Genomic DNA, 23,122 nt, shown 5'->3' with positions numbered 1-23,122 from the left:
TTAATTGTGTAGGAATGGATAGGAGTGAATAGTGTGTCGGAAGAAAAAATTTATGATGTCATTATTATTGGTGCAGGACCAGCTGGTATGACAGCTGCAGTATATACATCTCGTGCGAATTTAAGCACATTAATGCTTGAGCGTGGTATTCCAGGCGGACAAATGGCAAATACAGAAGATGTAGAAAACTACCCAGGTTATGAGTCTATTTTAGGACCAGACTTATCAAATAAAATGTTCGAGCATGCGAAGAAATTTGGTGCTGAATATGCATACGGTGATGTGAAAGAAGTCATCGATGGTAAAGAATACAAAACAATTATTGCTGGCAAAAAAGAATATAAAGCACGTGCAATTATCGTTGCAAGTGGTGCAGAGTATAAAAAAATTGGTGTACCAGGTGAAACAGAACTTGGCGGCCGCGGTGTATCATATTGTGCGGTATGTGATGGCGCATTCTTTAAAGGTAAAGAACTTGTAGTTATTGGCGGCGGAGATTCTGCTGTTGAAGAGGGTGTGTTCTTAACACGCTTCGCATCAAAAGTAACGATCGTTCACCGCCGTGACACGCTTCGTGCACAGAAAATTTTACAAGATCGTGCTTTCCAAAATGAAAAAGTAGACTTCATTTGGAACCACACGATAAAAGAAATTAACGAAGCAAATGGTAAAGTAGGAAGTGTAACACTTGTAGATGTAAACAGTGGAGAAGAGAAAGAAGTCAAAACTGACGGCGTATTCGTATACATCGGTATGTTACCACTATCAAAACCATTTGTTGAACTAGGTATTACAAATGAAAATGGTTACCTTGAAACAAACGAGCGTATGGAAACGAAAGTTCCTGGTATTTTCGCAGCAGGTGATGTTCGTGAAAAAATGCTACGTCAAATTGTAACTGCAACAGGTGATGGTAGTATTGCAGCACAAAGTGCACAACATTACGTAGAAGAATTATTAGAAGAACTAAAAACTGTATCAGAAAAATAAGGGATAATATACCTTTTGAGAAGAAAGCTACCGATAGGAGCTTTCTTCTTTTTTGTGTGTGAAAATGTCAAAGTTTTGTCAAAAAATATTGGGATTATAAGCTTTCTTATTGATATACTGAACTTTACGGAAAAAATCACTATAAGAAATGAGGAATTTATTCAGTATGGAATGGCGTAATATATATCGTGGATTTTGTATGGGCGTTAGTGATTTAATTCCTGGTGTGAGCGGCGGTACAATCGCTGTTGTGTTAGGGATTTATGAACAATTGCTTGCGGCAATTAGCGGATTCTTTAGTCGTGAATGGAAAAAACATTTAGGATTTTTAATTCCACTTGCAGCTGGTGTGGCAGCAGCGTTTTTAACGTTAAGTCACGTTATTAAATATTTACTTGCAAATCATTATGAACCGACTCAATTTTTCTTCCTCGGTTTAATTATTAGTATATTACCGATGTTAATGAGAGAAGCCGATGCAAAGTCGTCGTTTAAAGGTAAGCACATTGTTTTATTAATAGTTGCAGCAATTCTTGTTGCGATTACAGCTTTCTTTAAACCAGATAAGACAGCAGATCCAATTACGACGTTAACAATTTTAAATGCAATTGGTTTATTTTTCGCAGGATGGATGGCTAGTATGGCGATGTTACTTCCTGGAATTAGCGGATCGTTTATTTTATTAATTATTGGTGTGTATCCGACAGCAATTAATGCTTTAACTACACTCAACTTACCTTTAATCGCAGTTATTGGTGCTGGCGTTATGGTAGGGTTCGTTGTAAGTAGTAAAGGAATTAGTTTCTTATTAGATCGATATAAAAGTATGACATTTGCGGCAATTATTGGACTAGTTATCGGTTCGATTGTAATTGTTTTCCCTGGTATTCCAACTGGAGGATTTTCAGTTATAAGTTCAATTATTACCTTTATTTTAGGATTTGCGATTGTTACTTATTTCGGTAAGAAGTAAGGGCTGGAGTCCCCTTGGCGATAAAAGTCGTTAAGGGGATTTTTCATGCTATTCACTGAAAGTCCAGGCATTTACATTGCTTGTTATAAAAAGCTTTTTTAAAATTGTTGAGTAGCAGTGCTTAGCGAAAGGGGGACTGGCTCCTTCGTTGTAGCAAACTGTTTTTGATAGTATAATGAAATGAGTATGCAGTGAGAAATTTGCTGCAAGTAGCTGAGGTGAAGAAACATGCAAAGAGTGACAAACTGTGTGTTAATTAGAGATAATGAAGTACTCTTACTCCAAAAACCTCGCCGGAATTGGTGGGTTGCACCAGGCGGGAAAATGGAGCGTGGTGAGACTGTAAGAGATTCTGTTGTTCGCGAGTATCGTGAAGAAACAGGTATTTATTTAAAGAACCCAGCGTTAAAGGGGGTCTTCACCTTTGTCATCCAAGAAGGTGATAAAGTTGTTTCTGAATGGATGATGTTCTCCTTTTTAGCGACAGATTTTGCAGGAGAAAACAAACTAGAGAGCGAAGAAGGCATCATTGGTTGGCATACATTTGATAAAATTGATGATTTAGCAATGGCACCAGGAGATTATCACATTATTGATTATTTAATTAAAGGAAATGGCATAATCTACGGTACATTTGTATATACCCCAGATTTTGAGTTGCTTTCATATCGATTAGATCCGAGTTAAACCGTCAAGGAGAGGATACGATGACAGAGAATAATGATATAAAAATGGTAATTATTACAGGAATGTCTGGAGCTGGAAAGACAGTAGCTTTACAAAGTTTTGAAGATTTAGGATATTTCTGTGTGGATAATTTACCACCGATGTTATTGCCGAAGTTTATTGAGCTTATGGCGGATTCAAAAGGAAAAATGAATAAAGTAGCACTTGGTATTGATTTACGTGGCCGAGAGTTTTTCGAACATTTATGGGAAGCGCTTGATGATTTATCAGAACGTACATGGATTATTCCTCATATTTTATTCTTAGATGCGAAAGATAGTACGCTTGTAACTCGTTATAAAGAAACGAGACGCTCGCATCCACTTGCACCAACTGGTCTGCCGTTAAAGGGAATCGAAGCAGAGCGTAATTTATTAACAGATATGAAGGCACGCGCGAATATTGTGCTTGATACATCGGATTTAAAACCGAAAGAATTACGTGAAAAAATTGTTCACCTATTTTCAACTGAAACTGAGCAAGCATTTCGTGTAAATGTTATGTCATTTGGATTTAAGTACGGTATTCCAATTGATGCAGATTTAGTATTTGATGTTCGTTTTTTACCAAATCCATATTACATTCCACATATGAAGCCATTAACAGGACTAGATGAAGAAGTTTCATCGTATGTGCTGAAATTTAATGAGACGCATAAGTTTTTAGAGAAATTGACTGATCTTATCACTTTCATGCTGCCTCATTATAAAAGAGAAGGCAAGAGTCAACTTGTAATTGCAATTGGATGTACAGGTGGACAGCATCGTTCTGTTACGCTTACAGAATACCTTGGGAAACATCTGAAACCAGAGTATAGCGTTCATGTATCTCATCGTGATGTGGAGAAGAGAAAGGGTCATTAAGGGATGAAAAAAGAGAGAAAGCCTAAAATTGTTATCATGGGAGGCGGAACGGGACTTTCTGTTTTATTACGAGGATTAAAACAATATCCGGTTGATATTACAGCAGTTGTTACAATCGCTGATGATGGTGGCAGTTCAGGTAGATTACGTGATGAGCTAGAAATTCCACCCCCAGGTGACATTCGTAACGTACTTGTTGCGTTATCAGATGTAGAACCACTGGTGGAAGCTTTATTTCAGCATCGTTTTACAACGGGAGATGGGCTGAAAGGTCATGCGTTAGGAAATTTATTATTGGCAGGTATGACCTCGATTACAGGAGACTTCTTCCACGCTATTACAGAAACGAGTAAAGTTTTAAATGTTAGAGGACGTGTATTACCAGCAGCGAATCAAAGTGCAGTACTGCATGCGGAACTAGAAGATGGAGAAATTGTAACAGGTGAGTCAAAGATTCCTTATTTCGGAAAGAAGATTAACCGTGTCTTTTTAACTCCAGAAGATGTAGAACCGTTACATGAAACGTTGACTGAAATTAAACGAGCTGATTTACTTGTTTTCGGTCCAGGAAGTTTGTATACGAGTATATTACCGAATTTAGTTGTTAACAAAATTGGGGACGCTGTTCTTGCTGCAAAAGCGAAGAAGGTATATGTGTGTAATGTTATGACGCAAGCTGGTGAAACGATGGGATATACTGCGTTTGACCATGTGCAGGCGTTACATGATCATTTAGGTGAACCATTTATCGATACTGCAATTGTAAATAACCGTGATATTCCTTGTGAATTACGTCAGTTATATGAGGAAGAAATGTCGGCGCCAGTTGTAGTAGATGAAGAGCGTTTTACTGAAAATAATATTAATGTGATTCAAGATCAATTAGCGAAGTATGATGACCGTGTTGTAAGACACGATACATTAAAATTAGCTTCTATTTTATATTCACTGTTGTAGATGTGCGTTGCCTCGTTTGAGGTAACGCTCCTCATTTCATATAGGACAAGATTTTTGTTCCACAATAATCGTATAAGGAGGTGTTGACTGTGTCATTTGCATCAGAAACAAAGAAAGAATTGACGAATCTGGAGATGAAGGAATGCTGTGAGAAAGCAGAATTATCAGCGTTACTTCGCATGAACGGATCGCTTTCTTTTTCAAATCGTCGTCTATCAATCGATATTCAAACGGAAAATGCGGCAATTGCAAGAAGAATTTATACGCTTTTGAAAAAAGGATATGACGTGACGGTAGAATTACTTGTTCGTAAAAAAATGCGGTTGAAGAAAAACAATGTATATATCGTAAGGCTTGTTGAGAAGTCGCGCGAAATATTAGCTGATCTTCATATCGTTCGAGATGACTTTTCATTTATTCGAAATATATCACAAGAATTAATTGAGAAGAAATGTTGTAAACGATCGTATTTACGCGGTGCATTTTTAGCAGGTGGTTCAGTAAATAACCCAGAAACATCATCTTATCATTTAGAGATCTTTTCGTTATATAAGGAACATAATGATGCTATATGTGAACTGATGAACGGATTTGATTTAAATAGTAAGACGTTGGAAAGAAGAAAAGGGTACATTACGTATTTGAAAGAAGCCGAAAAGATTACAGAGTTTTTAAATATTATAGGTGCTCATAATGCACTTTTAAGATTTGAAGACATTCGAATCGTACGTGATATGCGTAATTCTGTAAATCGCTTAGTGAACTGCGAAACAGCTAATTTAAATAAAACAATTGGTGCAGCGCTAAGGCAGATTGAAAATATCCGTTATATTGATGAGACGGTTGGTCTTGATATATTGCCGGATAAACTACGAGAAATTGCGCAATTACGAAGAGATTATCAAGATGTAACATTGAAAGAGTTAGGTGAGATGGTATCCGGGGGGAAAATTAGTAAATCGGGTATTAATCATCGTTTGCGTAAAATCGATGATATTGCAGAGAAATTACGCGCGGGGGAAACGGTAGCAAAAAAATAAGAGGTTAAAGGGGAAATGGAGCTGTGGTTCAAAAAAGAGTTCAGGTTTCATTAAAAAACGGTTTACAAGCACGTCCGGCTGCGTTGTTTGTACAAGAGGCCAATCGCTTTCATGCAGATATTTTCATCGAAAAAGATGGGAAGACAGTAAATGCAAAGAGCATAATGGGGATTATGAGCTTAGCAATTGGAACTGGTAGCATGATAACAATTACAACAGAAGGTTCAGATGCAGAAGAAGCTTTAGAAGCATTAGCTGCATATGTACAATAAGAAGCTATCGCGTATGTGCGATAGCTTTTTTGTTGTTTGGGGCTTGTTGGTGGGGGTATGTGGGGTGTGCGTTCTTGTCGAGAATTGTCGGTAAGTCGATAAGTTGTGTCGAAACGTCGATATATTAAAATAATCGCCGATATAATTGGAGTTACGGTCGATATATTTGAAAAATCGCCGATATATTTCGGTTGATACTAGGTGGGGTATGTGGGCGGAGAACAGCATATAAAAAAAGCGCCCTGTTATAGGGCGCTTCCGCTTTTAATCTATCCAGCTCCAGCGGCTAGAATCTCCGGTTGTTTCGCTTTTACATTCGAGGCAAAAAGCGCCTCGGATGTAAAAGCTCCAACACCCTGCGATTCTGAACGAGCCGCTTCCGCTTTTAGTTATTAACGATTTGTAAAGATCTTATCGATTAAACCGTATTCTAAAGCTTTTTCTGCTGTCATGAAGTTGTCGCGGTCTGTGTCGCGTTGTAGTACTTCAAGTGGTTGACCTGTGCGGTCAGCAAGAATTTGGTTTAGTTTTTCACGTAAGAATAGGATACGTTTAGCAGCGATTTCGATTTCAGTCGCTTGACCTTGTGCTCCACCAAGTGGTTGGTGAATCATTACTTCACTGTTTGGAAGTGCATAACGTTTTCCTTTTTCACCTGCTGCAAGTAAGAATGCACCCATAGATGCAGCCATACCGATACAGATTGTTGATACTTGCGGTTTAATAAACTGCATTGTATCGTAAATTGCCATACCTGCTGTGATAGAACCACCAGGGCTGTTGATGTAGATGTGAATATCTTTTTCTGGATCTTGAGATTCCAAGAATAAAAGCTGGGAAACGATTGAGTTAGCTACGTTGTCATCAATTGCGCTACCAAGCATAATGATGCGGTCTTTTAATAGTCGAGAGTAAATATCGTAAGCGCGTTCTCCACGATTTGTTTGTTCAATTACTGTAGGAATTAAATTCATCTGTTATTTCCTCCTTATAAAGCTTTCTTAGTCTTATAATACAATTATGGTCAATAAAGGTCAAACGAAACCACTTTAAATCAAAAAAATATGTAGTTGTACCATGAAATATTCGCTATGTTTTTGAAATTCCCTGCTTATGTATCTTCAACATCATAACCGAATTACATAAATTTAAACGTTATAAAAACTGTAGAAAAAAAGAAAAGAACGCCTTTTGACTGAAGCGTTCTTGCGATATCTATTCTTTTAAAAGATAGGTTACTTTATTTAAAATCTTTTCGATTTGTTTCGCGTTTTTACTATACATTTCGCTCGCTGATTTCGACTTTGTTTCTAGGGAAAATAGTTCGAGATCAGCATGACATTTTTTTAATGATGCTAATAATAAAGGTTTGTTTTGAGGAGAAGGCATTTGTAGTTTGTCATTATAAATGTCGATAGTCAGTTGTCCGTATGAATCAACTTGACCGAGAAAGACATTTTCGATAACAACACCGAGCTTTTCTAGTTCAGCATGTAGCCAAGCGCGGTTATGTCCACTTGCGGATAGCGGTTCATCTAAGACATTGCCATCCATAATAACAGTTTGTGGTTCTTTTTCGTTCGGCACTTTTAAACCGATGTCTTTTGCTGTGAGTGGTTGGCGATCTTTCTTTAATAATACATTTAATTCTCCGCTCGGTTCTAATACAGCAAATTCAACATCAGCTACGCTGAAAGCATCTTTTCCACGGAGAAGTTCCAGTAATTCGTCACTTGTATATTTTTCTTTCTTTAAATTATCTTCGAGTATCTTTCCATCTTTTATTAATACAGTAGATTTCCCTTCAAAGAAGTCCCGAGCTGTTTTGTTTTTTAAAGAAAGGATTCCTGTTAAAAAAGGTACCACAGCGAAAATGAGTATCGCAAAGACGCCGTGAAAAAATTTTGAATCGAGCCCTGTAGATACTTGGGCAGCGATGTCACCGATTGTCATTCCGGCTATGTATTCAAAAAAGGAGAGCTGAGAGATTTGTCTTTTCCCTAACCATTTCGTAATAGCGAATAAAATAATTAATATGAATACAGAGCGAAGAATGACAAGTGTCCATTCCGGCAGGTGAGACATAGTCATTTCCTCCAGTCTACTTAAAACCCTTTATATTGAGGTTCTTCACGTTCTAATACTGAAACTCTATTTTGTAAATCAGCGATGATGCTGTCCATTTCTAACATACATTCATGAAATACACGTTTTGATTCTGCGTCCTGTGAATGTAGTGAAAGGGAGCTTAAACTTGCTTGAGCGCCCCTTACACTAGCAAGGCAGGTTTTGACGCTAGCGATAACTGTCATACGAACACCTTATCCTTTCGGTTTGAATAGCAATGCTCCGATGAAGCCGAAAATGATAGCTGCGGATACACCGGCGCTTGTTACTTTAAACATGCCGGTAATAACGCCAACGATGCCATGTTTTGCGGCTTCTTCCATTGCGCCGTGAACGAGGGCATTACCAAAGCTTGTAATAGGTACGGTTGCCCCAGCTCCAGCGAAGTCAATTAATGGTTCATACAAATTGAATCCATCTAATATAGCTCCAGCAACAACGAGTGTTGCCATTGTATGAGCGGGTGTTAGCTTGCCGACATCAAACATAAGTTGGCCGATTACACATATGAGTCCGCCAATGACGAAAGCCCAGAAAAAAATCATTGCGTTGCACCTCCGAATTCAATTGAAACGGCGTGAGCGATGCACGGAATCGTTTCTTCTTGTTGGAATGTAAGTGGAGATAGTAAAGCGCCTGTCGCAACGACAAGTATTTTTTTGAACTCTCCTCTTTTCATTCGGTTTAATAAATGACCGTACACGACTGTTGCGGAACATCCTGGTCCGCTAGCCCCAGCTATGACAGGTTGCCCTTCTCTATAAATGAGTAGCCCGCAATCTTGAAACTGTTCGCTCGTTACTTTCGTTCCGTGTTTATGTAGTAAGTCATAAGCAATTTCACGTCCTACATGCCCGAGGTCACCGGTTACGATTAAATCGTAGTAAGAGGCGTCAATTTGACGTTCGCGTAAGTGAGCTTCAATTGTATCGACGGCGGCTGGAGCCATTGCGCCTCCCATATTAAACGGATCTGTTAATCCCATATCAACCACTTTTCCGATTGTTGCGGATGTTACCCTAGGGCCATGTCCAGTATCGCTTAAAATAGCGGCTCCTGCTCCAGTTACTGTCCACTGTGCGGTAGGTGGCTTTTGTCCACCATATTCGGTAGGGTAGCGGAACTGTTTTTCTACAGCGGTGTTATGGCTTGATGCCCCGGTTAATAAATATTTTGCGCCTTTTGCATTTACGATACTCGCCCCAAGTGCTAAACCTTCCATAGAAGTAGAACAAGCGCCGAATAATCCGAGATAAGGAGTGCCCAGTGTACGGCAAGCAAAGCTTGTAGGGGTAATTTGATTAATTAAATCTCCTGCGAGTACAAATTGGATATCATCTTTACGAAGTTCTGCTTTTTCAGTGGCGCGGCTACAAGCTTCTTCGAATAAAATTTTATGTGCTTTTTCATAGGAATCTTGTCCGAGCCATAAATCTTCATGAAGGATATCGAAGTCTTCTGGGATTTTCCCTTTTGCTTCAAACGGTCCGCCAACGACTCCAGTTGAAATGATAACTGGTTTGTTTTCAAATACCCACGTTCGGTGTCCTTGTAACATTTATAGCCCTCCCCATTGAACGAGAATCGTTTTAATAAGTGCGATGACGAAAGCTGAAAATACACCAAATAAAATAACGGAGCCGGCTAATTTAAACATGTTAGCTCCAACACCAAGGACAAATCCTTCCGTTCGGTGTTCGATGCATGCTGCGATAACAGAGTTACCAAATCCAGTGACAGGTACAGCTGTCCCAGCACCTGCAAATTGACCGAGACGATCATATACGCCGAACCCAGTTAGTAACATTGAGATGAAAATAAGAGTTGCGACTGTTGGATTCCCTGCTGAGCGTTCAGTGAAATCGAAATACGTAATATAAAAAGTAGAAATGAGTTGCCCAATTAGGCAAATGAAACCACCAACGAAAAAGGCTTTTATACAGTTTTTTAAGACAGGACGCTTCGGTTCGCGTTCTTGCTCGAATTTTTTATATTCCTGTTGTACAGGGGTTAAGTTTTTATCTTTACTAGACATTTAAATCCTTCCTTTTCTATTTGAAAGCGTTAAGTGTTAGATTCCATTTCTGATCCGATAAGTTTTAACTGTTTTTTGATTTCATCTTTAGATATTTCTTTTTTCTTGATTCTGTTTTCGAGCTTTTCGAGTAACATAAAGATTTTTTTATCGGTGCTAACACGAACATCGAAAGTGGGATATTCGTCACTTAGTTGCTTTTGAAGTTTCTTGCGTAAAGGTTTTAACCCAAATCGTTCATGATGCTCAGGCTTAACTGCTATGTAGAGATCTAAATTTGAATTCACAGCTGCGCTCTTTATAATTTCATCCATAGCGAGAGCTCTTTTCTTCGCTCCCTGTGATATAGATTGATTAAAGGATTCCGTACTCGTCTTTGTTAATTTGGGACCTTTCTCTTTCTCTGTTCGTTTTGCTTCTTCTTTTTTTACCTTTTTATCTAATGGGCTGTGATCACAACCGGTAAAAGAACTAAATAGAAGTATAAATAACGCGGTAATGAGTCCGATCTTTCGCATAATCATCATTCCATTTCTATTGCAATATGTAATGTGATAGAAAAAGGATGACTGCATATCACCCTTTTTCTATTTCACAGCAAGACTGATTCGTTATTGCTGTGAGTATTGTGGTTCTTCTTGTTGGACTTCTTCAACACGTGGGTTTAAAGAATCGATAATTGTTTGTGTTTGCTGCGCAGCTGTTTGGAAAAGTTGCTTAGCTTGTTGGTTATCCGTATCAAGAGCGAATCCCTCTAAGCTAGCTTGTGCACTTTTTAATCCAGAAACAGTTTGCTTTAATTTCGTAATTACAGTCATTGAATGAAGCCCCCTTTGGAATATCAATTCAAAGATTATAATTTGTGAGTTGGAGTGAATTTATGATTGGAAAATTTAGGGGTGGAGCTTCTGGGAAGAGGGACGAGTGTATAGAATGAAGGTAATTTCATAGGAAGGATAGAAGGTAAGGAATTTAATACCAATATAAATTTCTTTATTTAGCATGGTATATCCGTTTATAATGGGCACTTATGGAATTTTAATACGGAGGTTGTACATGAATACTTTATTTTTGTTAATGACGATAGTAGGATTTATTGTTTTTCCAATCCTGTCTGTTGTTTTTATTTTGTCATTTTTTATGAAACGATTAAGACCATACAAGAAAAAAATTATCGGTGCTATGGCAATAGGGTTTCTTATGTTAATCGTCGGAGCTGTTAATTACGAACCTAGCCCGGAGGCAAAGGCTCAAGCGGCGAAACAAGCTGAGGAAGCGAAAAAAGAGAAAGAAGCAAAAGCGAAAGAACAAGCTGAAAAAGAAGAGAAGAAAAAGGCTGAGCAACAAGCTGAAAAAGAAAAGAAAGCTGAAGAAAAAGCGCAGAAGGAAGCGGAAGAAGAGAAAAAGAAGAAAGATAAAGAAGAGGCTGAGCGCTTAAAAGCACAAGAAGCTGAGAAGAAAAAAGTAGAAGAAGAACAGCGTAAGGCGCAAGAAGCGGAAAAGAAAAAGGTAGAAGAAGACCAACGTAAAGCACAAGAAGCGGAATTAACGACGTTGCCTTTCGAGGAATTTTTAAATAAATATTATGCGTTAAGCGCAGATGAAAATAGTAAGTTTTATGATGAAAATATTCATAAAAAAGTGTTTACATGGAGCGGTTATGTAGCGGATGTATTTGGTTCTAAAGTTGTAGTGAATACGAAACCAATCGTTAAACAGTGGGGCGAGTTTACTGGTGAGGAACAAGCACATACGTTTATTGCGAGTTTTGATAATAAAAAAGAGTTAGCTAATGTTAAACCAGGGGATAAGATTACAGTGTCTGGTTCTGTGGAGAGCCGCGGGGCATATATGCCAGAGAAAGAGCTGTACTCTTATTGGAAAATGTATAAAGGAAAGTTAATTAAGTAGCGAAAGGAGGAGCGGGTTCGCTCCTTTTTTAATGGTTGAATTTATGTGGATTCTAAATTGAAAAACTCGTCAGAGGACGTGCATGGCAATCTGTACATCCTCTGACGAGTTTTGATGTTACTTCAATAGTTTACTTAGGATCGGAATTAACTCTGAAACGTAGTCTGTGTTGTGCCACAGAATGATACCGATTACTGTCGCAACAACACATTTTACAGTACCGCTACCTTCAATTGAATAACTTTTGTCCGTTTCTTCTTTGGATCCATCTACCTTTGTTACCGTCGTTTTGTTATTCTTTGTAAATTTAAAAATGTCCATGTATGTACCTCGCTTAACGTATTCTATTCACCCGTCTTATTTTTTGGATGTATACTTCTATATAAAAAAAAACGTGGGACTCCTTTTTTTTTTGCTAAGTTTTTAATGGACACTTTCAAAATGTTGGTGTTGTTCCTACAAGCACTTGACTTAGTTTTACAGGGATGTTCTTTTCTACTTCAGAGGAATAAAGTGAAACTTTATTCAGTGGGAGTTTTCTTCATCTTCCCACCTTAGTTCTTTGCTTTAGCTGAATTTTGAGATGGGTCTTACTGCTCGGCGAATAGTGAGATAAATAGTTAAGAGAGTTTTTTATTTGTGTGGAGCGTGATTCCTTCTATATAATGTGTATCAGATATTTTTATTGATTTGGCTGGGTTTTATTGCTATTATTATGAGAAGAAAATAAGCAGGTATTTACTTGTTATATTTCACTTCTATTAGAGGTTTTTCGCAAGAAATTAAATGTGGAAAAGCGGAATAGAAGAAGGCTTAAAACCTTGATAATAAACGGTTTATAAAATTTTATCATGCGCCCATAGCTCAGTCGGATAGAGCGGTGGTTTCCGGTACCACGTCTGCCGGGGGTTCGAATCCCTCTGGGCGCGTCAAAAAGTCCTAACTTACGTTTTGTAGGTTAGGACTTTTTTTATTTCCCTCTTGTTATATCTGATAATAAGATTTACTATTAGTACTTGGTTATAATTAAATTCCGTTATTATTTTCTTTCAATATTATTCAAATTTCGGTTTTAAGTTGTAAATCTCATTAATACATATAAATTAATAATATTTTGGAATGGGTGTCTGTGATAGCATTCTCCTTTTACCAAACTTATTGTACAATAGAAACAAGGGGGAGATTAGTTTGAAGGCAAGTCTTTTACAAGAACAAAGCTTACGTTTGGCAATGACACAAGAGTTAAGGCAAGCGATTACAATGCTCCAGTATAATGTACAAGAATTATCGGAGTTTTTGTATGAGCAATCGTTAGAGAATCCCCTTATTGAGTTAGGTGGTTTTGAGAGGGAGAAGAAAAAGAGCTCTAACAACAGTAAAAGTACCAGCAAACAAGTCGAGAATCAGATGGAAATCTACAGTGTGGATTCTACAACGATTCAGCAACATTTATTAAATCAAATACAGTATTATAAAATAGAGGAAGAAGAGCGAAAAGTAGCTTCTTTCATTATTATGAACATGGATGGAAATGGGTATTTACAAGAAACGAACGAGGAGTTAGCAAATCTTCTTTCCGCACCGCTACATGTAGTTGACCGCTCTGTAGAGCTTGTCCAATCACTTGAGCCAGCAGGGGTAGGGGCGCGTAATATTCAGGAATGTCTAACTTTACAATTGAAGCGCTTACAAAGACGGAATGGATTAGCAGAAGAGGTTGTAGAAGACCATTTCGCTTATTTCGTGAAGAAAGATTGGCGAAAGCTCGTTCAAGTGTTGAAGTGTAGTAATGAGGAATTACAGAGTGCTGTAAATTGTATAACGTCATTACAGCCGAAACCAGGTCTTGCGTTTTCTTCTGATAAACCACTTTATATTGTGCCTGATATGGCGGTGAAAAAAGACGGTGATCGTCTCGTTTTACAAATGAATGAGAGAAATATGCCGAGAATTGAAATTCATTCTGAATATAGTGCGCTTCTTAATAATAGTGAAAGTGAAGTAGCATCTTACGTTTCAGAAAAGTATCAGCATGTACAGTGGATTATGCGTAGTTTGAAACAAAGAAAACAAACGCTTTTGCAAGTGATGACCATTATTATGGAAAAACAACGTGATTTCTTCTGGAAAGGTCCGGAGTATTTAAAGCCACTTGCTTTAAAAGAAGTAGCAGAAGAGCTAAGCGTCCATGAATCGACAATTAGTCGTGCAACGCGAAATAAATATGTGCAAACACCACACGGTTTATTTGAGATGAAATCGTTCTTTAGTAATGCCGTTTCGACTACTGAAGATGAAGCAGTTTCTACAAAGCGTGTAAAACAATTTATTCAAACGCTTGTTGAGGCGGAGAATAAGAAAAAGCCACTTTCAGACCAAAAGATTTCAAAATTATTAGAAGAAGAGCATGAAATCGTTATTTCTCGAAGAACAGTGGCGAAGTATAGGGAGCAAATGCACATCCCAGCGTCGTCATTACGAAAAACGATCGGATAGGTGAAGAAGATGAAAGTTGTACTGTATACAAAAAATGATTGTGGCCTTTGCGTGAAGGCGAAGCAAGTTTTACAGGAAGTACAATGTGAATATTCTTTTCAAATTGAGGAAATAGATATATATGAAGATAATGACCTTTTAGAAAAATATCACCTAATGATTCCGGTTGTAGAAATAGACGGAAAACAAGTAGAATATGGTAACATTCACAAAGGTGTCATAATAAACTATATAAAGAATGCAGTTAAGAGTTGAATAAGTTTCTATCTCCTGTTACAATAATACACGTAGCAGGGATTATTTTTTTAACCTATGTGGGACACAAAATGTCACTACGGGACGTAAAGTGACCACAAGGGAAAATGAACCGATGTAGTGAGGAGAAAAGATATGCGCTCATGGATTCAGAACACAAAAAAATTATTACCTGATCTGCTACCTGTTATGCAAACGAGAATGCAAATTCTTCAATACATTAGGCTTATGCAGCCGATTGGAAGAAGAAATTTATCAGCAAGTCTCGGTATGACAGAACGAGTATTGCGAAGTGAAGTTCAAGTTTTGAAAGAACAAAACTTAGTTCACGTCGCTTCTTCTGGAATGACTTTGACAGAAGAAGGAACAGCTTTAGTTCTTGCTTTGGAAGACTTTATGAAAGAAATTTCCGGGTTAAAGGTTTTAGAAAAGCAACTTAAGGAAACATTAGACTTGGATGAAGTTTTCGTTGTCCCTGGTGATAGTGATGAATCGCCTTGGGTCAAACTGGAGATGGGCCGTGCTTGTGTGACTTGTATAAAAGACCGTCTGACAGCGAATAATATCGTTGCTGTGGCTGGAGGAACTACGCTAGCTGCTGTTGCGGACATGATGCAGCTTGATTGCAAAGATTTACATATGCTATTTGTCCCAGCACGTGGTGGAATTGGAGAAGGCGTCGAGTTAGAAGCCAATACCATTTGTGCCAAGATGGCACAAAATACGATGAGTAATTATCGCTTATTGTATGTTCCAGACCATGTTAGCAGCGAAGCATATGCGTCTATTGTGACAGAGCCTTCCGTGAAAGAAGTTCTTGAGTTGATTCGATCTTCCAATATCGTCATTCATGGAATAGGTGATGCGTTAACAATGGCACGTCGCAGAAATACTTCGGAAGCAGATTGGTTAAAGATTCAAGCAAGCGAAGCAGTTGGCGAAGCTTTCGGTTACTACTTTAATGAACAAGGAAATGTTGTTCATAAAGTAAGAACAGTTGGGATGCAACTTGAGGATTTACAAAATGTATCTCACGTTGTTGCAGTCGCTGGAGGTTCTTCAAAGGCAAAGGCAATACAGGCTGTAATTAAACAAGGGCACACTTCAATTCTAATTACAGATGAAGGTGCAGCAAAACAGTTAACAAAGGGTATTACCCTTTAATATAATCCCCCAAGGAGGAAATTCAAATGACTAAAATTGGTATTAATGGATTTGGACGTATCGGACGTAACGTATTCCGCGCAGCTCTTAACAACTCTGAGGTAGAAGTAGTAGCAATCAACGACTTAACAGATGCTAAAACTTTAGCTCACCTTTTAAAATATGACACAGTTCACGGAACTTTAAACGCAGAAGTATCTGCTAACGAAAGCAGCATCGTTGTTAACGGTAAAGAAATTAAAGTTATCGCTGAGCGTGACCCAGCACAATTACCATGGAGCGACTACGGAGTAGAAATCGTAGTAGAATCTACTGGCCGTTTCACTAAAAAAGCAGACGCTGAAAAACACTTAGGTGGATCAGTTAAAAAAGTTATCATCTCAGCTCCAGCTTCTGACGAAGATATCACTGTAGTTATGGGTGTTAACCACGAACAATACGATGCAGCTAGCCACAACGTAGTATCTAACGCTTCTTGTACTACAAACTGCTTAGCTCCATTCGCTAAAGTATTAAACGAAAAATTCGGCGTAAAACGCGGAATGATGACAACAATTCACTCTTACACTAACGACCAACAAATCTTAGACTTACCACACAAAGATTTACGTCGTGCTCGTGCAGCAGCTGAAAACATGATCCCAACATCTACTGGTGCAGCTAAAGCAGTAGCATTAGTATTACCAGAACTTAAAGGTAAATTAAACGGTGGCGCTGTACGTGTTCCAACTGCTAACGTTTCTCTAGTTGACCTAGTTGTTGAACTTGACAAAGAAGTAACAGTTGAAGAAGTAAATGCAGCATTCAAAGCAGCAGCTGAAGGCGAATTAAAAGGTATCCTTGGATACAGCGAAGAGCCATTAGTATCTATCGACTATAACGGATGTACAGCTTCTTCTACAATCGATGCATTATCTACAATGGTAATGGAAGGTAACATGGTTAAAGTACTTTCTTGGTACGATAACGAAACTGGTTACTCTAACCGCGTAGTAGACCTAGCAGCTTACATGACTTCAAAAGGTCTTTAATTCTTAATTATATAAGTTATCAATGACAAAACGAGGGAGAGGGTTTGTTCCCTCTCTCTCTTCTTTCGTTTTAAAAGCAAATGTGTTAAGCTTTTGAGTGGGTTTTGTCAATCCTAACTAGTAGTCGGAGGGAAATCCAATGAACAAAAAATCAATTCGTGACGTAGATTTAAAAGGTAAGCGTGTATTTTGCCGCGTTGACTTCAACGTACCTATGAAAGAAGGCAAAATTACAGATGAAACTCGTATCCGTGCAGCTCTTCCTACAATTCAATATTTAGTAGAGCAAGGTGCGAAAGTTATTTTAGCAAGCCACTTAGGCCGTCCAAAAGGTCAAGTAGTAGAAGAAATGCGTTTAACTCCAGTAGCAGCACGTTTAGGCGAGCTTCTTGGTAAAGACGTTAAAAAAGCAGACGAAGCATTCGGACCAGCTGTACAAGAAATGGTTGCAGCAATGAACGAAGGCGACGTATTAGTTCTTGAAAACGTACGTTTCTATGCGGGCGAAGAAAAGAACGATGCAGAACTTGCGAAAGAATTTGCAGCTTTTGCTGACATCTTCGTAAACGATGCATTCGGTGCAGCTCACCGTGCTCACGCTTCTACAGCAGGTATCGCGGACTACCTACCAGCAGTATCTGGTTTACTAATGGAAAAAGAGTTAGATGTTCTTGGAAAAGCACTTTCTAACCCAGATCGTCCATTCACAGCTATCATCGGTGGTGCGAAAGTAAAAGATAAAATCGGTGTAATTCGTCATCTATTAGACAAAGTAGATAACTTAATCATCGGTGGCGGACTTGCTTACACATTCGTTAAAGCTTTAGGTCATGAAATTGGTCTATCTCTATGTGAAGACGACAAGATTGAACTAGCTAAAGAATTTATGCAACTTGCAAAAGAAAAAGGCGTAAACTTCTACATGCCAGTTGATGTTGTAATCACTGAGGAATTCTCTGAAACTGCAACAACTAAAATCGTTAATATCGATTCTATCCCTTCTAACTGGGAAGGCGTGGACATCGGTCCTAAAACACGTGAAATTTATGCAGATGTAATTAAAAACTCTAAGCTTGTTGTATGGAATGGACCAATGGGTGTATTCGAAATGACTCCATTCGCAGAAGGTACAAAAGCAGTAGGACAAGCATTAGCAGATGCAGAAGGTACATACTCTGTTATCGGCGGTGGTGACTCTGCAGCAGCTGTTGAAAAATTCGGTATGGCTGATAAAATGAGCCACATTTCTACTGGCGGCGGTGCGTCATTAGAATTCATGGAAGGTAAAGAGCTTCCAGGTGTAGTTTGTCTTAACGACAAATAAGTAGCAGCCAAAGAAAAAGGACGGTGCAAAGCATGCGTAAACCAATTATCGCAGGTAACTGGAAAATGAATAAAACTCTATCTGAAGCAGTTAGCTTCGTAGAGGAAGTTAAAGGTCAAATCCCAGCAGCTTCAGCTGTTGATGCAGTAGTTTGCTCTCCAGCTCTATTCTTAGAGCGCCTTGTAGCAGCGACTGAAGGAACTGATTTACAAGTAGGTGCACAAAACATGCACTTCGAAAAAAATGGTGCATTCACTGGCGAAATTAGCCCAGTAGCACTTAGCGACTTAAAAGTAGGCTACGTAGTACTTGGCCACTCTGAGCGTCGTGAAATGTTTGCTGAAACAGATGAGTCAGTAAACAAAAAGACTATCGCAGCATTTGAACATGGTTTAACACCAATCGTATGTTGTGGTGAGACTTTAGAAGAGCGCGAAAGCGGAAAAACATTTGATCTAGTAGCAGGTCAAGTGACAAAAGCACTTGTAGGTTTAACTGAAGAGCAAGTTAAAGCAACTGTTATCGCTTATGAGCCAATCTGGGCTATCGGTACAGGTAAATCTTCTTCTTCTGCAGATGCAAACGAAGTATGTGCGCACATCCGTAAAGTTGTTGCAGAGGCTGTTTCTCCAGCTGCTGCAGAAGCTGTTCGTATTCAATACGGCGGTAGCGTAAAACCAGAAAACATTAAAGAGTACATGGCACAATCTGACATCGACGGCGCTTTAGTTGGCGGTGCTAGCTTAGAGCCTGCTTCGTTCTTAGGTCTTCTGGAGGCGGTAAAATGAGAAAGCCAACAGCTCTAATTATTCTTGACGGTTTCGGACTTCGTGAAGAAACTTACGGGAATGCTGTAGCACAAGCTAAGAAACCTAATTTTGATGGTTACTGGAACAAATTCCCTCACACAACGCTTACAGCTTGTGGCGAGGCAGTAGGTCTTCCAGAAGGTCAAATGGGTAACTCTGAGGTTGGTCACTTAAATATCGGTGCTGGCCGCATTGTATATCAAAGCTTAACACGCGTAAACGTTGCAATTCGTGAAGGTGAGTTCGATAAGAACGAAACGTTCCAAAGTGCAATTAAAAGCGTAAAAGAAAAAGGTACTGCACTTCATTTATTCGGTTTACTTTCTGACGGTGGTGTGCACAGTCACATGAACCACATGTTTGCTCTTCTTCGCTTAGCAGCTAAAGAAGGCGTTGAGAAAGTATACATTCATGCATTCTTAGATGGCCGCGATGTTGGACCAAAAACAGCACAAAGCTACATCGATGCAACAAATGAAGTAATTAAAGAAACAGGAGTAGGACAATTCGCGACTATCTCTGGTCGTTATTACTCCATGGACCGTGACAAGCGTTGGGATCGCGTAGAAAAATGTTACCGTGCTATGGTGAATGGTGAAGGACCTACTTATAAATCAGCAGAAGAGTGTGTAGAAGACTCTTATGCAAATGGTATCTACGATGAATTCGTATTGCCGTCTGTAATTGTTAACGAAGATAACACGCCAGTTGCAACAATCAATGATGATGATGCAGTTATCTTCTATAACTTCCGTCCAGACCGTGCAATTCAAATTGCTCGTGTATTTACAAACGAAGACTTCCGTGAGTTCGATCGTGGTGAAAAAGTACCTCACATTCCAGAATTCGTATGTATGACACACTTTAGTGAAACAGTAGATGGTTACGTGGCATTCAAGCCAATGAACCTTGATAACACTTTAGGTGAAGTTGTTGCGCAAGCGGGATTAAAGCAACTTCGCATCGCGGAAACTGAAAAGTATCCGCACGTTACATTCTTCTTTAGCGGTGGTCGTGAGGCTGAATTCCCAGGAGAAGAGCGTATCTTAATTAACTCACCGAAGGTTGCAACGTATGACTTGAAACCTGAAATGAGCATTTACGAAGTAACGGACGCTTTAGTAAATGAAATCGAAAATGATAAACATGATGTTATCATTCTTAACTTTGCGAACTGTGATATGGTTGGCCATTCTGGGATGATGGAACCAACAATTAAAGCAGTAGAAGCAACTGACGAATGTTTAGGAAAAGTTGTAGAAGCGATTCTTGCAAAAGATGGTGTAGCACTTATTACTGCTGACCATGGTAATGCTGACGAAGAATTAACTTCTGACGGAGAGCCAATGACAGCTCATACAACTAACCCGGTTCCTTTCATCGTTACGAAGAACGACGTAGAATTACGTGAAGGTGGTATCTTAGGTGATATCGCTCCAACAATGCTTACACTTCTTGGTGTTGAGCAACCGAAAGAAATGACAGGTAAAACAATTATTAAATAATTTGCTTATATAAAAAGGAGAGAATTTATTATGTCAACAATTATTGATGTTTATGCTCGCGAAGTCCTTGACTCTCGTGGTAACCCAACTGTAGAAGTAGAAGTTTACACAGAAAGCGGCGCTTTCGGACGCGCTATCGTACCAAGTGGTGCATCTACTGGTGAACACGAAGCAGTAGAATTACGTGACGGTGACAAATCTCGTTACCTTGGTAAAGGTGTTGTTAACGCAGTAAACAACGTTAACGAAATTATCGCTCCAGAAATCGTTGGTTTCGACGTAACTGACCAAGCTGGTATCGACCGTGCTATGATCGAATTAGATGGCACTCCAAACAAAGGTAAACTAGGTGCTAACGCTATCCTTGGTGTATCTATGGCAGTAGCTCACGCAGCAGCTGACTTCGTAGGTCTTCCATTATACCGTTACCTTGGTGGATTCAATGCAAAACAATTACCAACTCCAATGATGAACATCATCAACGGTGGTTCTCACGCTGATAACAACGTAGACTTCCAAGAGTTCATGATCTTACCAGTTGGTGCTCCAACATTCAAAGAATCAATCCGTATGGGTGCTGAAGTATTCCATGCACTTAAAGCTGTATTACATGACAAAGGTCTTAACACTGCAGTAGGTGACGAAGGTGGATTCGCTCCAAACCTTGGTTCTAACCGTGAAGCATTAGAAGTAATCATCGAAGCTATCGAAAAAGCTGGTTACAAAGCTGGCGAGAACGTATTCTTAGGAATGGACGTTGCTTCTTCTGAGTTCTACAACAAAGAAACTGGTAAATATGACCTTGCAGGCGAAGGCCGTACTGGCTTAACTTCTGCAGAAATGGTTGATTTCTACGAAGAGCTTTGCAAAGACTTCCCAATCATCTCTATCGAAGATGGTTTAGACGAAAACGACTGGGATGGTCACAAATTATTAACTGAGCGTCTTGGAAGCAAAGTACAATTAGTTGGTGACGACTTATTCGTAACTAACACTCAAAAACTTGCTGAAGGTATCGAAAAAGGTATCTCTAACTCAATCTTAATTAAAGTTAACCAAATCGGTACTTTAACTGAGACTTTCGAAGCTATCGAAATGGCTAAACGTGCTGGTTACACAGCAGTTGTATCTCACCGTTCTGGTGAAACTGAAGATGCTACAATCGCTGACATCGCAGTTGCAACTAACGCTGGCCAAATCAAAACTGGTTCTATGAGCCGTACTGACCGTATTGCTAAGTACAACCAATTATTACGCATCGAAGACGAACTAGGCGAAATCGCTGTTTACGATGGTATCAAATCTTTCTACAACATCAAACGATAATTGTAGAAAATAACGACAGACCGTGAGAAATCACGGTCTGTTTTTTTATGTTAAAATTGCTCATCCGTCATAAGTGACATGAAATGTTTAAAGAAGCGGTTATAATCAAAATCAATTGCGATTTGATGAATCGGCCGATCAATAAATGGTTTAGATTCTTCTAAAGCGCGGAATTCCCCAATGCTTGCCCCTTGTGCATAAGATTCGGTCATGACAACGATAGGTGATTTGTGATACGTAAACATAGAGTTATCAAGTAAAGCGAGTATTGGCATTGTGTCATGGAAGGGGCTACCTTTTAAATGTGGTAGAGCATTTTTATAATAGCCGTAGTAATAATGATCGAATAAAGGTTTGACGAGTGGGGCTTTTCCTTTTGCTTCAATATATTCAGCCATTTCTGGTGTAATGATGGAATATTGGGTGACGTTTAATGGATAGATGTACATGTTAGGTGAGGATTGAAGGACTATATTAGCGGCAGCAGGATCACCATAAAAGTTTGCTTCAGAAATAGGGGTAACATTACCCGGGTGTAAAAAGGCACCGCCCATTATGTAGTAAGATTTAATTTGCTTCATTAACTGTTTACATACGATGAATAAAATTGCAAGGGAGGTAAGTCTTCCTAAACTTACAATGATTAATTCATCTTTATACTGTTCAATAAGAGGAATAACTTCGAAAAAATTCTCCATTTCCCCGTTAGTTACATTCCCTTTTGGAATAATTGGCCCGAGCCCTTGTTTCCCGTGTACATCGGTAAAAAAAGCAGGTGGGACACCAGTAAGTGGACGCTCTGACCCACCAAATATCTTAATATTTCTATTCATTGTTTCATTCTTAAGAAAATGAGCATTTTGTACGGCCATCTCTTTTGGAACATTGCCGTAATCAGCAACAATGCCGATGATTTCTATTTCATCAATAAAGAATGCTAAGAGGAGAGCCATCGTATCATCAATCCCAGGATCACAAAAAATGAGAACTTTTTTGGGCATATGTTCACCCCCTATCTTGTTTATCCCACTTTAATGGGCAGTAAGACCCCCACCTCGAAATACAGCGAATTAGTTCAACTAATAATCAGTGGGGGATAAAGAACCCCCACTGGTTAAAGTTTCACTTTATATATATGTAAGCTTAAGGATAAAAAGATTATTTTATTGAAATAACAACCTTTAAAATTCAGAAAATAAAAACTTCTTATATTAGGTCAAGGTTTTTGACTTAATTTTCTTTTAGAAATGTAGTCATATCAAGGTTGTAAGCGTATAACATAGGCGTTTTTTGCTGTCAAGTTGATAAATTGCAGCTT

General features: G+C 38.8%; 26 protein-coding genes and 1 tRNA gene. 17 read left to right on the top strand and 10 right to left on the bottom strand.

Translation table 11 applies throughout. The features are described from left to right. The first annotated feature begins 33 nt into the window (after window positions 1-33). The 7 genes from trxB (at window position 34) to MKY00_RS25845 (ending at window position 5,821) form a co-directional block, all read left to right on the top strand. The gene (gene trxB / locus MKY00_RS25875) at window positions 34-990 is read left to right on the top strand and encodes a thioredoxin-disulfide reductase (RefSeq protein WP_001288072.1); all 957 of its coding nucleotides are present in this window, start codon (window positions 34-36) and stop codon (window positions 988-990) included. A gap of 166 nt (window positions 991-1,156) precedes the next feature. Continuing rightward, the gene (locus MKY00_RS25870; RefSeq protein WP_016718901.1) at window positions 1,157-1,963 is read left to right on the top strand and encodes a DUF368 domain-containing protein; all 807 of its coding nucleotides are present in this window, start codon (window positions 1,157-1,159) and stop codon (window positions 1,961-1,963) included. A 228-nt stretch (window positions 1,964-2,191) separates the two neighbouring features. Then, window positions 2,192-2,650 carry an NUDIX hydrolase gene (locus tag MKY00_RS25865; protein ID WP_001190080.1) on the top strand — a complete coding sequence of 153 codons (459 nt, stop codon included), beginning with the start codon at window positions 2,192-2,194 and terminating at the stop codon, window positions 2,648-2,650. Window positions 2,651-2,670: 20 nt separating this feature from the next. Then, window positions 2,671-3,552, top strand: a complete 882-nt coding sequence (rapZ, locus tag MKY00_RS25860) for an RNase adapter RapZ (RefSeq protein ID WP_000138457.1) — start codon at window positions 2,671-2,673, stop codon at window positions 3,550-3,552. A 3-nt stretch (window positions 3,553-3,555) separates the two neighbouring features. Beyond that, a complete protein-coding gene (locus MKY00_RS25855) occupies window positions 3,556-4,509 on the top strand; it encodes a gluconeogenesis factor YvcK family protein (RefSeq protein WP_000712175.1) in 954 nt (317 codons plus the stop codon). Window positions 4,510-4,598: 89 nt separating this feature from the next. Beyond that, complete coding sequence (gene whiA, locus MKY00_RS25850; RefSeq protein WP_000006561.1) at window positions 4,599-5,549, top strand: DNA-binding protein WhiA; 951 nt, start codon at window positions 4,599-4,601, stop codon at window positions 5,547-5,549. A gap of 23 nt (window positions 5,550-5,572) precedes the next feature. Then, window positions 5,573-5,821, top strand: a complete 249-nt coding sequence (locus tag MKY00_RS25845) for an HPr family phosphocarrier protein (protein WP_000250307.1) — start codon at window positions 5,573-5,575, stop codon at window positions 5,819-5,821. 392 nt (window positions 5,822-6,213) lie between these two features. Here the strand turns inward: MKY00_RS25845 and clpP are convergent, their stop codons facing one another. From clpP to MKY00_RS25805, 8 genes are all read right to left on the bottom strand, one after another. After that, window positions 6,214-6,795, bottom strand: a complete 582-nt coding sequence (gene clpP, locus MKY00_RS25840; RefSeq protein ID WP_001049162.1) for an ATP-dependent Clp endopeptidase proteolytic subunit ClpP — start codon at window positions 6,793-6,795, stop codon at window positions 6,214-6,216. Between the two features lie 241 nt (window positions 6,796-7,036). Next, on the bottom strand, window positions 7,037-7,906 hold the full coding sequence (locus MKY00_RS25835; protein WP_000018910.1) for a DUF421 domain-containing protein: 870 nt from the start codon (window positions 7,904-7,906) through the stop codon (window positions 7,037-7,039). A gap of 20 nt (window positions 7,907-7,926) precedes the next feature. After that, window positions 7,927-8,133: a DUF1657 domain-containing protein gene (locus MKY00_RS25830; RefSeq protein ID WP_000215900.1), complete on the bottom strand. Its 207-nt coding sequence runs from the start codon at window positions 8,131-8,133 to the stop codon at window positions 7,927-7,929. A 9-nt stretch (window positions 8,134-8,142) separates the two neighbouring features. Beyond that, entirely contained in the window at window positions 8,143-8,493 is a 351-nt protein-coding gene (spoVAE, locus tag MKY00_RS25825) for a stage V sporulation protein AE (protein ID WP_000575919.1), read from the bottom strand. Then, the gene (gene spoVAD / locus MKY00_RS25820) at window positions 8,490-9,506 is read right to left on the bottom strand and encodes a stage V sporulation protein AD (RefSeq protein WP_000938952.1); all 1,017 of its coding nucleotides are present in this window, start codon (window positions 9,504-9,506) and stop codon (window positions 8,490-8,492) included. The genes spoVAE and spoVAD overlap by 4 nt, the downstream gene beginning before the upstream one ends. Next, window positions 9,507-9,983: a stage V sporulation protein AC gene (spoVAC, locus tag MKY00_RS25815; protein ID WP_000095406.1), complete on the bottom strand. Its 477-nt coding sequence runs from the start codon at window positions 9,981-9,983 to the stop codon at window positions 9,507-9,509. A gap of 29 nt (window positions 9,984-10,012) precedes the next feature. Next, a complete protein-coding gene (locus tag MKY00_RS25810) occupies window positions 10,013-10,501 on the bottom strand; it encodes a YhcN/YlaJ family sporulation lipoprotein (protein WP_001226063.1) in 489 nt (162 codons plus the stop codon). Window positions 10,502-10,594: 93 nt separating this feature from the next. After that, complete coding sequence (locus MKY00_RS25805; protein WP_000216166.1) at window positions 10,595-10,801, bottom strand: DUF1657 domain-containing protein; 207 nt, start codon at window positions 10,799-10,801, stop codon at window positions 10,595-10,597. 238 nt (window positions 10,802-11,039) lie between these two features. Between MKY00_RS25805 and MKY00_RS25800 the strand changes: the two genes are divergently transcribed. Next, on the top strand, window positions 11,040-11,894 hold the full coding sequence (locus MKY00_RS25800) for a cell division protein ZapC (RefSeq protein WP_016718897.1): 855 nt from the start codon (window positions 11,040-11,042) through the stop codon (window positions 11,892-11,894). Between the two features lie 117 nt (window positions 11,895-12,011). Here MKY00_RS25800 and MKY00_RS25795 read toward each other — a convergent pair whose 3' ends face one another. Further along, window positions 12,012-12,215 (bottom strand): hypothetical protein, encoded by a 204-nt coding sequence (locus tag MKY00_RS25795; protein ID WP_016718896.1) that lies wholly within the window; start codon window positions 12,213-12,215, stop codon window positions 12,012-12,014. A 532-nt stretch (window positions 12,216-12,747) separates the two neighbouring features. Here MKY00_RS25795 and MKY00_RS25790 point away from each other — a divergent pair. The 9 genes from MKY00_RS25790 to eno all read left to right on the top strand — a co-directional run bounded on the left by MKY00_RS25790 (window position 12,748) and on the right by eno (window position 21,804). Beyond that, window positions 12,748-12,823 (top strand) — tRNA-Arg (locus MKY00_RS25790). Between the two features lie 259 nt (window positions 12,824-13,082). Further along, entirely contained in the window at window positions 13,083-14,390 is a 1,308-nt protein-coding gene (gene rpoN, locus MKY00_RS25785) for an RNA polymerase factor sigma-54 (protein ID WP_000647971.1), read from the top strand. A gap of 9 nt (window positions 14,391-14,399) precedes the next feature. Next, window positions 14,400-14,645 (top strand): glutaredoxin family protein, encoded by a 246-nt coding sequence (locus MKY00_RS25780; RefSeq protein WP_000869738.1) that lies wholly within the window; start codon window positions 14,400-14,402, stop codon window positions 14,643-14,645. Between the two features lie 135 nt (window positions 14,646-14,780). Then, on the top strand, window positions 14,781-15,809 hold the full coding sequence (cggR, locus tag MKY00_RS25775) for a gapA transcriptional regulator CggR (protein ID WP_001258187.1): 1,029 nt from the start codon (window positions 14,781-14,783) through the stop codon (window positions 15,807-15,809). A gap of 26 nt (window positions 15,810-15,835) precedes the next feature. Further along, a complete protein-coding gene (gene gap, locus MKY00_RS25770; protein ID WP_016718895.1) occupies window positions 15,836-16,840 on the top strand; it encodes a type I glyceraldehyde-3-phosphate dehydrogenase in 1,005 nt (334 codons plus the stop codon). A 139-nt stretch (window positions 16,841-16,979) separates the two neighbouring features. Next, a complete protein-coding gene (locus MKY00_RS25765; protein ID WP_016718894.1) occupies window positions 16,980-18,164 on the top strand; it encodes a phosphoglycerate kinase in 1,185 nt (394 codons plus the stop codon). Between the two features lie 32 nt (window positions 18,165-18,196). Beyond that, a complete protein-coding gene (tpiA, locus tag MKY00_RS25760; RefSeq protein ID WP_016718893.1) occupies window positions 18,197-18,952 on the top strand; it encodes a triose-phosphate isomerase in 756 nt (251 codons plus the stop codon). Beyond that, window positions 18,949-20,478, top strand: a complete 1,530-nt coding sequence (gene gpmI, locus MKY00_RS25755) for a 2,3-bisphosphoglycerate-independent phosphoglycerate mutase (protein WP_001231150.1) — start codon at window positions 18,949-18,951, stop codon at window positions 20,476-20,478. Before tpiA ends, gpmI begins: the two co-directional genes overlap by 4 nt. A gap of 30 nt (window positions 20,479-20,508) precedes the next feature. Continuing rightward, the gene (gene eno, locus MKY00_RS25750; protein WP_000103957.1) at window positions 20,509-21,804 is read left to right on the top strand and encodes a phosphopyruvate hydratase; all 1,296 of its coding nucleotides are present in this window, start codon (window positions 20,509-20,511) and stop codon (window positions 21,802-21,804) included. 50 nt (window positions 21,805-21,854) lie between these two features. Here the strand turns inward: eno and MKY00_RS25745 are convergent, their stop codons facing one another. Then, window positions 21,855-22,805, bottom strand: coding sequence for a nucleoside hydrolase (locus MKY00_RS25745; protein WP_016718892.1), 951 nt, complete (start codon window positions 22,803-22,805; stop codon window positions 21,855-21,857). Between the last annotated feature and the right edge of the window lie 317 nt (window positions 22,806-23,122).

Source organism: Bacillus sp. FSL R9-9834, from assembly GCF_038006905.1.
In the GTDB taxonomy this organism is placed as follows: domain Bacteria; phylum Bacillota; class Bacilli; order Bacillales; family Bacillaceae_G; genus Bacillus_A; species Bacillus_A pacificus.
Note: the sequence above shows the minus strand (reverse complement) of the source record. Positions and strands in the feature narration are given on the sequence as shown.